9 protein-coding genes are annotated in these 13,119 nt (G+C 48.4%); 7 read left to right on the top strand and 2 right to left on the bottom strand.

Annotated features, from left to right (window positions below; translation table 11 throughout):
- Positions 1-50: 50 nt before the first annotated feature.
- Together MGMO_RS00610 and adk are read right to left on the bottom strand one after the other, a co-directional pair.
- Positions 51-1,073, bottom strand: a complete 1,023-nt coding sequence (locus MGMO_RS00610; protein ID WP_023493062.1) for an aspartate-semialdehyde dehydrogenase — start codon at positions 1,071-1,073, stop codon at positions 51-53.
- A 110-nt stretch (positions 1,074-1,183) separates the two neighbouring features.
- Positions 1,184-1,822, bottom strand: a complete 639-nt coding sequence (adk, locus tag MGMO_RS00605) for an adenylate kinase (RefSeq protein WP_023493061.1) — start codon at positions 1,820-1,822, stop codon at positions 1,184-1,186.
- A 280-nt stretch (positions 1,823-2,102) separates the two neighbouring features.
- Between adk and MGMO_RS00600 the strand changes: the two genes are divergently transcribed.
- The 7 genes from MGMO_RS00600 to MGMO_RS00570 form a co-directional block, all read left to right on the top strand.
- Positions 2,103-3,698, top strand: a complete 1,596-nt coding sequence (locus MGMO_RS00600; protein WP_023493060.1) for a glycerol-3-phosphate dehydrogenase/oxidase — start codon at positions 2,103-2,105, stop codon at positions 3,696-3,698.
- Between the two features lie 108 nt (positions 3,699-3,806).
- Positions 3,807-4,781, top strand: a complete 975-nt coding sequence (locus MGMO_RS00595) for an MlaA family lipoprotein (RefSeq protein ID WP_036306372.1) — start codon at positions 3,807-3,809, stop codon at positions 4,779-4,781.
- Between the two features lie 10 nt (positions 4,782-4,791).
- Complete coding sequence (locus tag MGMO_RS00590; protein ID WP_023493058.1) at positions 4,792-7,089, top strand: alpha/beta fold hydrolase; 2,298 nt, start codon at positions 4,792-4,794, stop codon at positions 7,087-7,089.
- Between the two features lie 409 nt (positions 7,090-7,498).
- Positions 7,499-8,635 carry a thiolase family protein gene (locus tag MGMO_RS00585; protein ID WP_023493057.1) on the top strand — a complete coding sequence of 379 codons (1,137 nt, stop codon included), beginning with the start codon at positions 7,499-7,501 and terminating at the stop codon, positions 8,633-8,635.
- A complete protein-coding gene (locus tag MGMO_RS00580) occupies positions 8,632-10,941 on the top strand; it encodes a 3-hydroxyacyl-CoA dehydrogenase/enoyl-CoA hydratase family protein (RefSeq protein ID WP_023493056.1) in 2,310 nt (769 codons plus the stop codon). The genes MGMO_RS00585 and MGMO_RS00580 overlap by 4 nt, the downstream gene beginning before the upstream one ends.
- Before the next feature lie 559 nt (positions 10,942-11,500).
- The gene (locus tag MGMO_RS00575) at positions 11,501-11,893 is read left to right on the top strand and encodes a hypothetical protein (RefSeq protein ID WP_023493055.1); all 393 of its coding nucleotides are present in this window, start codon (positions 11,501-11,503) and stop codon (positions 11,891-11,893) included.
- Positions 11,894-11,992: 99 nt separating this feature from the next.
- Positions 11,993-13,119, top strand: a 1,127-nt coding sequence (locus MGMO_RS00570; RefSeq protein ID WP_036306367.1) for a nucleotidyl transferase AbiEii/AbiGii toxin family protein, incomplete at its 3' end; no start/stop codon positions are given.

Genomic DNA, 13,119 nt, shown 5'->3' with positions numbered 1-13,119 from the left:
TTTATCACGATGTTTTACCACACAGCCACAATTATAGGAACAAGATTAGCCTAGATGTAATTTTTTACCAGTATTTCAGCAATCTGCACGCTATTTAAGGCGGCCCCTTTCCTTATGTTATCGCCCACCACCCATAAGCTTATACCCAAAGGATGGGAAATATCCTCCCGTATCCGCCCGACAAATACATTGTCATGTCCTGAAGACTCCGTGACCGCCGTTGGATAGCTGCCATTTTTGCGTTCATCGAGGACTGCAACCCCGGGTGCTTTGGATAACAACGACCTTACTGTGTCGGCATCAATTTTTTTCTGAGTCTCAATATGGACGGCCTCCGAATGCCCATAAAAAACGGGCACACGTACGGCTGTGGCATTTACCATAATCGACTGATCATCAAGAATTTTCTGGGTTTCCCATACCATTTTCATTTCTTCTTTGGTATAGCCGTTATCCATGAACACATCAATCTGGGGCAGTACGTTGAAAGCAATTTGTTTTGGGTAAACATTGGTTTCTATGGGCTGACCGTTCAATAACCTGGACGTCTGTTTGACGACTTCTTCAATGCCTTTTTTACCCGTACCCGAAACCGCCTGATAGGTGCATACATTAATCCGGGTTATGCCGACCGCATCATAAATCGGCTTTAAGGCCACTACCATTTGAATCGTAGAACAATTGGGGTTGGCAATGATGCCACGGTTAAGGTAATCGGCGATTTTTTCGGGGTTAACTTCGGGCACGACCAAGGGTATGTCGTCGTCATAACGGAAATGCGAGGTATTATCGACCACAATACAACCCGCTGCCGCTGCTTTCGGGGCGTATTCGGCAGAAACCGATCCACCTGCCGAAAATAAGCCGATTTGCGCCTTTGAAAAATCAAAGTCGGCTAAATCTTCGACTTTTAACGATCCACCCTTGAACGGAATCCGTTTCCCAACGGATTTACTGCTGGCAAGTGCGTAGACTTCCCCCACCGGAAAATTTCGTTCTTCCAGGATAGACAACATGGCTTCGCCTACGGCACCCGTCGCGCCTACTACCGCGACGTTATAAAGTTTGCTCATTTATTCTCACTTTTTTCAACTGACCTGGTAATTTTTATACTTACCTATTCACGAATCTATTAAAAATAGCCCTTAATAAGCCCTACGGCAAACTAAGGGCCCTAAAATATTTACCCCAAAATCGTGTATATTTTTTGGGTAATTTCGTCGACGCTGCCTACCCCAACAATCGAGTAAAACCTGACTTTTTGGCCTGGGGCCGAATAATAATCGACCAACGGCTTAGTCTGGTCGTGATAAACACTTAAGCGCTTACGAACCGTTTCTTCTTTGTCGTCATCCCGTTGGATCAAGGCTTCCCCCGTCACATCATCAATGCCTTCGGTTTTGGGGGGATTATATTCAATGTGATAGGTCCGTCCAGATGGTAAGTGAACCCGCCTTCCTGCCATCCTTTTCACGATTTGCTCATCATCCACCACAATCTCGATCACCGTATCAATGGCTACACCCATGGCAACCAGCCCTTCTGCCTGGGCGATTGTGCGCGGAAATCCATCCAGCAAAAAACCGTTGGCGCAATCATCTTGTTTGATGCGTTCTTTTATCAGGCCCAAGATAATGTCGTCAGAAACTAAACCGCCCGAATCCATCACCTGCTTTGCCATAATGCCCAATGGTGTCCCTGCACGCACCGCAGCGCGTAACATGTCACCCGTTGAGATCTGGGGAATCCGGTATTTTTCAGTGATAAACTGGGCCTGTGTGCCTTTGCCAGACCCAGGGCTTCCCAGAAGGATAATTCGCATCGCACACTCCATGATAGGTATTGCCAAAGGCAAATACCGTGCAAAATAAAAAACAGCAAGCCAGCACTGAAAACCCATGCCATCAAGCACTTGCAAAGTACATGTATTTTATAACATATCACGCATAATCTCTTGTAAAAATGTATAAATCTTAAAACTCTTCGGAAACCCAATCAGAATCGCAGTATAGTCTTTATTTGGTAAAACTTTATGGCAGGCTAATCTTATTGATTCCCACGTAAGCAAGCTCGATTTTCATCAATTCCCCAGGATTCAGGTTATGCAAAGAGATTTCAAGCAGCTCAAAAACCGAAAATTCGACGTGCTGGTTTGTGGCGGCGGCATTTACGGTGCTTGGACCGCTTACGATGCCGCCCTACGCGGCCTTAAAGTCGCCCTCGTCGACAAAGGCGATTGGGCGAGTGCAACCTCGTCGGCTTCAAGCAAACTGATCCATGGCGGATTGCGTTATCTGGAAACTTTTAATTTTAAACTGGTAAAGAAATCCCTGACGGAGCGGCGCATGCTGTTGCAAACTGCGCCACACCGAGTCTGGCCCTTACGTTTTGGGATACCCGTTTACAAAAACAGTCGCATAGGCGCATTCCGGCTGAAATGTGGCTTAGCCTTGTACGACTTCCTCGCAGGGGACATGCCGAAAACCCAAGCACATCAATACCATTCTAAGGATGATTTCATCAAACATTTCCCCTGCCTAGATCCGATGGGATTAATGGGTGGATTCACCTATTTCGATGCCCAAACCGACGATGCGCGCTTTGTACTGGAGTTGATAGACGGCGCCATTTCTGCGGGTGCAGTTTGCGTAAGCTATTGCGAAGCGACAGAATTAATCGAACAAAATGGCATAATCTGCGGTGCCGTCCTACAGGACAAGGTCAACGATGAAGCCCTCAGGATTGAAGCGTCCCTCGTGGTCGATACGACAGGGCGATGGTCGGTTTCATTCCAGAACGACAAGGGGAGTTATCGCTTAACGAAAGGCATACATTTAATCATGCCCAAAACCGTGACGGATGAAGCGCTGTTATTGACGGCGCAATCGGATGGACGGGTGTTTTTTGTCATCCCTTGGTACGGCCTGACCTTATTGGGGACGACCGACACCAATTATGAGGGCGATATTGACAAGGTTACCATCACCAGTGAAGACATCGGCTATTTATTGGGCGAAGCAAATCATGTGCTTAAAACGACACATTGGACTGGGCAGGATATTATCGGCAAATTTGCCGGCATACGGGTATTACAACAAAGCCAGGACAAGAATCCGTCCAACCTCAGCCGCGATTGGGCGTTAAAAACATCCCCCAACGGCCTGCTTTCATCAATCGGCGGCAAATTTACCTCTGCCAGGGAAGATTCCGCAATTATAGTTGACGTGCTTTGCAATCAACTCGGTAAGCCTTCAGTCTGCCAAACCTTCGGCAAAACATTCCCTTGGCTAACCCATACGGATTATCCGGCTTTGCTGGACAGCTCGCTCTTAACAGCCGAGCAACTCGGCATAGACAACGATAGCGCCGTCTGGCTGGTAAGAAGGCATGGCAATAGGATTACTGAAATCTTTCAGTTATGCACTGAAAATCCCGCTTTAGTCAAACGAATAAGGCCGGAATTACCGTTTATTATGGCCGATTTCGTGTTCTGTGCTAAAAACGAGATGACTATCCATCTTGAGGATTTGTTAAGGCGGCGGATACCGCTTTTAATCCTTGCAAAACTATCGCCTGACGAATTCAACCGTCTAGCCAACAATGCAGCGGCCATCCTATCCTGGGATGCCGACAAAACCCAAGCCGAGATAGCCGGATGCCTACAAAACCAAGACATTGACTGGGATTTTGAAAAATAAACCTGCTTCTTTTTACTAATAATCAGCTTGGGTTATACTTGTAACAAGATTGATGCTATAAGCTTTATCAACAGCCAATTAACGATAGCCACCCCAATAATCGCTAAGATGAAATCTCAAAAAACCCCTATTGCCTGTCAAATGTTAGGTGCCCTACTTATCTCAGGTACGTTGTCGGGTTGCTCGACCTCACCTACGGCAACGGATAAAAACGATCCCTGGGAAAGTTGGAATCGCGATGTCCATAGCTTTAACAAGGATTTCGACGATACCATCCTAAAACCCTTGGCAAAAGGCTATAAGGACATAACGCCGAATCCAGTCGACGAAAGCATCACCAATATTTTCAGCAATATTAATGATATAGGCGTAACTATCAATGATTTCCTACAATTGAAATTTGTCCAGGGCGGCATGGATGCCAGTCGTTTTCTGGTGAACACCACGGTGGGCCTGGTCGGGGCTTTTGATGTTGCCAAAATGATCGACTTGCCCAAGCATGACGAAGATTTCGGCCAAACCCTGGGATTTTGGGGCGTTCCGTCCGGCAATTATATGGTGCTGCCTTTCTTGGGTGCCAGTTCACCCAGGGATACGGTTGGGCTGATCGGCGATGCGTTGTTCAACCCGCTGACATATGTCTCTTTCTTTGGTGGTTTTGCGGCCAATGCCGCCTCTGCCGCCGCCACCGGGGTTGATGTCACCGATTCCCGATCTGACTTGATGTCTTCTGAGAAAATTCTCAATGAGGCATCCGTGGATCGCTATGATTTCGTCAAAAACTCTTATAAGCAACGCCGCGAATACCTGATCCATGACGGCAATCCACCGGAAGAAAACGATGACCCTTTAGCGGGCGAAGCACTTGAAGGTAGCGCAACGGGCCCTGCAGCCAATAATAGCCCAAACAACCTATCAAATCCGCCCAAGCCAAGCACATCAGCCGTCCAAAACCCTAACGCCGTTATTATTATCGACAACTCCACTACGATGCCCAAAGAAGCCCCCCCGGTTCCTGTTATCGACAATTCGAAACATCTATTGGAATTATCCGCACCTGAAGAGGAAAACCAACGCAAATAACTATACCGCCATGCCAACAGAAGCCTACCCTGATAACTGGTACGACATAGAAAAAGCACTCTATAACCGTTCTGTACGGGTATTTAACACCGTCAAAAAAGTACTGAGCGTCAAAATGAAGCTCCATGCCGAAACACAGTTACAGCAGGGCGACATCTTCCTGTTCAACCATTTCTCCCGGTTTGAAACTTTCATCCCGCAATTTCTAATTTACGAACAAACTGGGGCTTATGGCTGTGCTATTGCTTCGGGTGAATTTTTTGAACAAGACTCGGTACTGGCCCGTTACTTAAAACATGTCGGTGTTTTTCCACATGACCACGACCGCTTGTTCTCCCTGCTGACCGCCCAAATTTTGCGTGGTCGCAAGATCATCATTTTTCCCGAAGGCAGCATGATTAAAGACCACCGGGTCATGGACGAGAAAGGCAATTACAACATCTATTCACGCACGACTGGGCAAAGGCGTAAACCGCATACGGGTGCGGCAGTACTGGCACAGGGTGTTGAAGCCATAAAAATTATCATCCGGCGGGCTTACCATCAAAAAGACCATGCCCGACTGGTTTGGTGGAAAGAGCAACTCCAGCTCGATAGCTTAGACCAGTTGCTGGCTTCCGCACTCAAAAACACGTCGATTATCCCGGCCAATATCACGTTTTACCCCATACGGACATCGGAAAACCTGATGGTAAAAGCCGTCGATTTTTTTACCGACAGCTTAAGCCTGCGTCAAACCGAAGAACTGTTGATCGAAGGCAATATTATGCTCAAGAATACCGATATGGACATACGCATGGGCAAACCGCTAGAGCCTTTTGACCGTAAGTTCTTGGCAAATCACAGCTTATTGGAAGAAGCCATGGCCAATGCCCAATCACTGGACGAGATATTTACCTTCCAAGCCCATCCCAAAGACCCGCAACAAAAACGCTTGGGCGATTATTTCAAAAAAGCCGCCAATGCGACCCGTGACCAATACATGGAGGAAATTTACCTTAATGTCACCATTAACTTAAGCCACCTTGCCTCCACCTTGATTATGCACCTCATCAAACACAGAGAGGTGCAGATAGAACGGCAACGCTTTTTAACTACCCTCTATATTGCCGTGAAACTCCTACAAAACAACGGCAATATCAACCTGCACCGGAGCTTGCTCAACCCCATTGATTACAGTGAACTGATTAGCGGTTCGGGGACGCGGTTTGAGCATTTTATCGATGAGGCAAAAAACACCGACCTTATCAGTGAGGACGACAGCCAATACCATTTATTGCCGAAACTGCTGGAAGACCATGATTTTGACAGCATCCGCCTGGAAAATATGATCGCGGTCTATGATAACGAAGCCAAGCCAATTTCGCTGGTTAGGGACACTCTCATCAAGGCATTGGTAGAATGCGATGATATCGACCAACAGGAACTTGCGGCCTGGCACTTTGAGGATGAATGCCGCGACCTAAGCTGGGAGCATCACGCCTACAACAAACCCGCTTATGACGACATCAATGAGCAAGAAACCGCGACTGCGGATGCGAACCCCTTTTTTCTCGATCCGCATGACGACAATGGCATCGGCATTCTGCTAGTCCACGGCCTGCTCGCCAGCCCTGCCGAACTCAGGGATTACGGAGACTACCTGGCTAAACAAGGTTACACTGTGATGGGGGTGCGCCTGAAAGGCCACGGCTCGTCACCTTATGCCCTGCAAAACCAAACCTGGGAAGATTGGTATCAGTCCGCTCTTCGGGGTTATAGGATTCTTAAAGCCCATTGCAATCGGATATTTATTACCGGATTTTCCACGGGCGGCGGCTTGGCCCTCAAGTTGGCTGCCGAACATTTCCCTGAAATCATTGGCGTGAGTGTCGTCGCATTGCCGATTAAATTCATCAACCCAGCCTTTATGCTTGTGCCTTTACTGCACGGCACCAACAAACTGGTAGATTGGCTGTCATCCTTCGAAGGCGTAAAGTCCTTTATTGAGAACCCTACCGAGCATCCAACAGTCAACTACCGGAACGTGCCTGTCAAAAGCCTATATGAGCTAAGGCAACTGATTGCTGAAATGGATAATTTTGTGCCGCTATGTGCTGCACCAGTACTGGTTTTGCAAGGCGACAATGACCCTGTCGTCGCTCCCAAAAGCGCCGATGAAATCATGAACAAGCTACGCTGTCCTAACAAACAGCTAAAAATCATCAACTCAAACCGTCATGGCATTTTGATGGAAAACATCGGCGGCACCTGGGAAAGTATTGATGCGTTTATGGCACAATGCGTGAGTGAAACGAATGCAAAGTAATCTGGTCTTAAGAGCATCTGTTAAGCCAAGGAGGATAAAGGCATCCTCTTGTTGGAGAAAGCCGGGGGGAGGAGAATAAAATCAAGGGCTTTTTGCTTACCCTTTTCCTTCCTTGCCCACAGTTAAGAAATTGGGGATCAAAAAAATATTTTTCGATCCCCTAATGAACAGCGAATGCCGGAACACAAACCTAGGTTTATACTCCGAAGTAAACGAGGAGATTTTTAATTTTAAGAGCTTTCCTGATGAAGTCTTTACACAAGCTGACCCTGTCCTCGGTGAATCGTGGGCTTGTCGAACGACCAAACCATGAATGGGATAACAAGGGGCTGCCTTAAAACCAAGATATTTATCTACCCAATATGCGTTCCCATTGGGCCAAGAGGTGCAGGTATAACAGGAGAATAAGATGAAAAATGTTGTTATTGCCGGATATTGCCGTTCACCATTTACTCCAGCCCTGAAAGGCGCATTGGCAAGAGTAAGACCAGATGACCTCGCCGCCCAAGTCGTTAAGGGCTTGGTCAGTAAATCAAGTATCAATCCTGACGACATCGAAGACTTGATCCTGGGCTGCGCGTTTCCCGAAGGCGAGCAGGGCTTAAATGTAGCGCGGCTTATTGTATTTCTGGCAGGCTTGCCCAATTCCATCGCCGGGATGACACTAAACCGCTTCTGCGGCTCGTCCATGCAAGCCATCCACATTGCGGCAGGTGCAATCCAGATGGATGCAGGCGAGGTGTTTATTTGTGCCGGCCTGGAATCCATGAGCCGGATTCCGATGGGCGGCTACAACAATATGCCCAACCCTGCCCTGTACAAAACCTTTCCCCAGGCTTATATCGGCATGGGTGATACGGCGGAAAATCTCGCGCTTAAATATGCCATTGGCCGTAAAGAACAGGAAGCCTTTGCGCTGGAAAGCCAAAAAAAGGCTTATACCGCCCAGCAGCAAGGGCTTTTTGCTGATGAAATCATCCCAATTACCGGCAAGTACGGCACGGTGGATAAGGACGGTTGCCTGCGGCCTGAGTCCACTGCCGAAGGCTTGGCTGGACTCAATCCCGCTTTCCAAGCCACCGGCACGGTCACCGCAGGTACATCTTCGCCCTTAACGGACGGCGCAGCCGCAGTCCTGATATGCAGCGAGAATTATGCCGATGCCCATAACTTGCCCAAACTGGCGCGTATCAAGTCATGTGCAGTATCCGGTTGTGCGCCCGAAATCATGGGCATAGGCCCCGTTGTTGCGACACGAAAAGCTTTGCAAAGGGCAGGCTTGTCTTTGGCTGACATCGATATTGTCGAATTGAACGAAGCTTTTGCGGCACAATCCCTGGCCGTCTTGAAAGAATTGCCGATTCCTGCCGATAAGCTCAACCTGGATGGGGGTGCGATTGCCCTGGGGCATCCACTAGGCGCAACCGGCGCACGCATCACCGGTAAAGCCGCCAGCCTTTTGCAGCGGGAACACAAGCGCTATGCGCTAGCGACACAATGTATCGGCGGAGGCCAGGGCATAGCCACCATCCTGGAGGCGCTATGAACATCCAAAAAGTGGCAGTCATCGGCGCGGGCGTCATGGGCGCCAGCATTGCCGCGCATGTCGCGAATGCAGGGATTCCCGTCTACTTGCTCGACATCGTCCCGGAAGGCGCAAGCAACCGAAACGGCATTGCGGAAAATGCTGTAAAGAAATTACTGGAAGCCGAACCCGCCGCGTTTATGGATAAGGCCAATGCCAAGTTAATCAGTACGGGCAATATCGAGGACGACTTGCCCAAACTGGCCGATGCCGATTGGGTGATTGAGGCCGTTATTGAAAACCTTCAAGTCAAACAATCGCTGTACCAAAAACTGAACACGATATGCAAAGCGGAATGCCTGATTTCGTCAAACACCTCCACCCTGCCCTTAGCGCTGTTAAAAAAGAACCTGGACGACAGCTTCACGCGGCGGTTTATGATTACCCATTTCTTCAACCCACCCCGCTATATGCGTTTGTTGGAACTGGTCAGCAGCCCCGCAACCGAACCATCCTTTGTTGATTCCATCAACCAATTTGCCGACATCAAACTGGGCAAAAACTGCGTGACTTGCAAAGACACGCCCGGTTTTATCGGCAACCGCATCGGCATTTACTGGTTGCTGTATGGCTTATTGGATGCCATCGAACATGGCATATCGGTAGAACAAGCCGACGGCATCATGCCCAGCTTCGGCATCCCCAAAACCGGCATCTTCGGCCTGCTGGACTTGGTCGGCCTGGACTTGATCCCGCCTATCCTAAAAGGCATGAAAATGGCCTTGCCGCAGCAGGACGCCTTTCACGAAGTCAATCACTTGCCTGACATCGTGCAAAAAATGATTAGCGAAGGTTACACGGGCAGAAAAGGCAAAGGCGGGTTTTACCGCTTGAATAAAACCGAAGGCAAAAAGGTTAAGGAATCCATCAGCCTTGCGACGGGAGACTATGCCCGCAGTGACCGGGCGGATTTGTCCCCACTCAAGGATGCCCAAAAAGCGGGGCTGCAAGCCTTATTGTCGCACCCTGATCCGGTTGCCCAATATGCTTGGCGCGTGCTTTCCCATACCTTATGCTATGCCGCCAACCTGATCCCGGAAATTTCCGACGACATCACTGGAATTGATGCCGCCTTACGTGATGGCTATAACTGGAAATTCAGCCCGTTCGAGTTGCTCGACCAAATCGGCGTTCCTTGGTTTGTCGATAAGCTGAAATCCGAAAGCCGACCTGTTCCGCCACTGTTAGCCAAAAACGCCCAGATGTATTCGACCAGCTCAGGAAGGTTGGAATTCGCCGACCTGTCAGGTCATTACCATCCCGTCAGGCGAGCCGAAGGCGTTTTGCTGCTATCCGACATCAAGCAGCAAAGCAAGCCAGTCCTGGAAAACAACTCGGCTTCGCTTTGGGACATCGGCGACGGTGTGGCCTGCCTGGAATTCCACAGCAAAATGAATACGCTGGATATGGATTCGATGGCATTGATTAACCAGAGTATCGACAAAGTTAACAAAGAATTCAAAGCGTTGGTGATCCATAACGATGCCGAAAATTTCTCCGCTGGCGCAAACCTAGGCCTATTAATGAAAGCTATCCATGACAACGATTGGCCTGCGGTGGAACAGCTTATCAAACAAGGCCAACAGACCTACCAACGCCTGAAATACGCGCCCTTCCCTGTCGTTGCCGCACCTTCCGGCCTTGCCCTGGGCGGCGGCTGCGAAATCCTGCTCCATTGCGATGCCGTGCAAGCCCATGCCGAGCTTTACATGGGCTTGGTCGAAGTCGGTGTCGGCTTGATACCCGGCTGGGGCGGCTGCAAAGAATACCTGCGCCGTTGCCTAAGCCAACCCAAACGCCCCGGCGGCCCCATACCGCCCGTTATCAAAGCCTTCCAAACCATCGGCTTGGCCAGTGTATCCAAATCGGCTTTTGATGCACGGGAACTGTTGTACCTCAACACCCACGACGGCATCACCATGAACAAAAATCGGCTTTTGGCCGATGCCAAAGCCCTAGCTCTAGCCAAGGATTACTCGCCGCCCTTACCGTTTACCTACCACTTGCCGGGCTTTACCGCCAAGGTCTTGATGGACATGGGCATCAAAGCGTTCCGTTTGCTGGGCAAGGCGACAGAATATGATGTCGTCGTATCCGGGCAATTGGCGCATGTCTTGAGCGGCGGCGCTTGCGATTTCACTGCGCCGATAACGGAAGATGACCTATTGGCGTTGGAACTAGAAGCCTTTGTTGCGCTGGTCAAGCAGAAAGGGACGTTGGATAGGTTGGATCACATGTTGAAAACGGGGAAACCGCTTAGGAATTAACGGTCATCTGCACAGGAAATCGCTAAACAATAAAAACCGCTTTTCAGGAAGCAATATTGCTAAAATAAGCCCTCATTCCGGCAGGGACGACCATTATGGATGGCGGGAACTTGCACTGCTTGTCGGAATCCCCGTTTTGTCCCCTCTCCCCTTGTGGGAGAGGGTTAGGGTGAGGGGTATATTAAGGTGTCGCTATCGCGACGGTTATCTGAATGTGGGTTCTCGTACCCACGGACGAGATACTTTTCTTTGCGCGGACAAAGAAAAGTATCCAAAAGAAATCCGCCCGATACCGCTTCTCTCCTGCGCTTCTCGCATTTACCGGGGGTTGCCGGAAGGGACTTCCCTGTCCCTCCGGCAACGTGCGGCATCCCTGCCGCACCCCTAATGGGCTATCTCCGATAAATGCTCCGATGCTCGGCGCGGCATACGGGAGTTGGGGGATTATTTAATGTAGGATAATGTGCTGAACAAAGTGAGGCGCATCTGTCGCGAACGATGTGCCTCGTTCCTCGGCACATCTATGCACTAAACCCAGTATCGAAATATGCGAGATTCTATGCCTCACCAAGAAGATCAATCCAGCAATCAAGCCAATGAAATTGACACTAATAATGAAGTCCTCTCGAAAGAGAATACTTCTACTCGGTGGTGGAATCACGAGGATTTTCCATATAGTGCGCCGTGGTGGTTTCGATATCCAGCCAGCATTGTAGTGTTCGGGGCATCCTATTTCACTGCGTTCGAATGGGACAAGAAAGTAGGTTGGATTGTTGGTGCACTCTTGTTAATTATTGGACTTGGACTCATCCGTGAGCTTTTTATCGGTATTCTACTCGCAACGGTCGCCGGACTTGCACTTTGGGCGATGGGTGCAGCAGTTTCTGCTCTCCTTGTTAGTGCGGCCATAATTATTGGAGCGATGATCATTGCTACATCTATGCGTCGATGACCTTTCTAGCATGCTTGTCAATTTTAACAATGACACTCGCTCTTTTATGTCGAGGTCAAATATTCCCACAAAGCAACCGTGTCTATCGGATAGAAAATTGTGATATCTAGTAAAGAAATCGAATCAACCGCAGAGAAATTTTGCCTACAGCCGCAACAGGTTGAGAAGGATTACGTTCATAGCTGGATCTTGTGGGCAATTAACTCAAGACCTGAATTAAAAAAGCGGCTTGTATTGAAGGGTGGCAACGCGCTTCGGAAATGCTATTTTTCAGAAACAAGATTTTCAAAAGATTTAGATTTCTCCTCTGTAGACAATTTCAGTCAAACACTGCTAGAAACTGAACTTCGGGAAGTGTGTCGCATTGTCGAAAAGCAAACTGGTGTTACCTTCAAGGATGCGGACGCTACAGTTAGGGAAAAAAAACTCCCAATTCCTGATGTTAAAGCTCTTGAAGCAAGAATTTACTTTAAAGGATTTTATAACGATGAAAATTGCACGCTCAAAACACAATTTGATGTTACGCAATTCGACAAAATTTATCTTCCGCCCCAAGAACAGTCAATTATCCACCCTTACTCAGATTCAGGGTTATGTCGTGGTACGATCACGTGTCAGAAAGCAGAGGAAGTTCTTGCCTCTAAACTGACGACTTTGCTACACCGCCGAAAAGCCGGAGATCTTTTTGATCTATTCTATTCGCTTGTATTTCAGAGAGAAAAACAAATAAATAGACAGGAACTTATTATTACTTTTCTCAAGAAGTCGATTTTCGAGCCGCGCCCAAACGATGCGAGGAAAGAGCTTCTCTCTGTTCCAATAGGGGACTTTAATTTATCATGGAAAGACCTTTTTGTCCCAGTAGCGTCCGTATTTAGCTTCGACTATGTTCTTGAGCAATTTACAACCCTCATTAATGCTCTTTTTGATTTAGTTTTACCTGAATCCCAATACCGCAACCTGGGTGGCGGTATTGGATCAGGGTATCCAAATAGAATAGTTGATTTCAGTTATTGCCCCGGAAATGTTAGGAACGCGATCCTGGAAGCTGGACGGAATCGACGCTTGATTGAAATGACTTATAGCGGGTACAGAAGATTAGTAGAGCCTTACCGATTAGAGTATTACGTTAGAAAAAAAGACGGAGTAGGGAATGAGTACTTATGGGGTTGGGATACTATAGGCGGGCAATCTAGTGAGCCAGGGATCAAGATGTTTTTTGCTGA

It is taken from the genome of Methyloglobulus morosus KoM1 (genome assembly GCF_000496735.2).
Taxonomy (GTDB): Bacteria; Pseudomonadota; Gammaproteobacteria; order Methylococcales; family Methylomonadaceae; genus Methyloglobulus; species Methyloglobulus morosus.
The sequence above is the reverse complement of the archived record's forward strand: the minus strand, read 5'-3'. Positions and strand labels throughout refer to the sequence as shown.

What these genes read in the sequence shown, in the direction of transcription:
- MGMO_RS00580 (WP_023493056.1), top strand. Translation starts at nt 8,632, where the DNA reads ATGAACATCCAAAAAGTGGCAGTCATCGGCGCGGGCGTCATGGGCGCC.
- MGMO_RS00585 (WP_023493057.1), top strand. Translation starts at nt 7,499, where the DNA reads ATGAAAAATGTTGTTATTGCCGGATATTGCCGTTCACCATTTACTCCA.
- MGMO_RS00610 (WP_023493062.1), bottom strand. Translation starts at nt 1,073, where the DNA reads ATGAGCAAACTTTATAACGTCGCGGTAGTAGGCGCGACGGGTGCCGTA.
- MGMO_RS00595 (WP_036306372.1), top strand. Translation starts at nt 3,807, where the DNA reads ATGAAATCTCAAAAAACCCCTATTGCCTGTCAAATGTTAGGTGCCCTA.
- MGMO_RS00590 (WP_023493058.1), top strand. Translation starts at nt 4,792, where the DNA reads ATGCCAACAGAAGCCTACCCTGATAACTGGTACGACATAGAAAAAGCA.
- MGMO_RS00600 (WP_023493060.1), top strand. Translation starts at nt 2,103, where the DNA reads ATGCAAAGAGATTTCAAGCAGCTCAAAAACCGAAAATTCGACGTGCTG.
- adk (WP_023493061.1), bottom strand. Translation starts at nt 1,822, where the DNA reads ATGCGAATTATCCTTCTGGGAAGCCCTGGGTCTGGCAAAGGCACACAG.
- MGMO_RS00575 (WP_023493055.1), top strand. Translation starts at nt 11,501, where the DNA reads ATGCCTCACCAAGAAGATCAATCCAGCAATCAAGCCAATGAAATTGAC.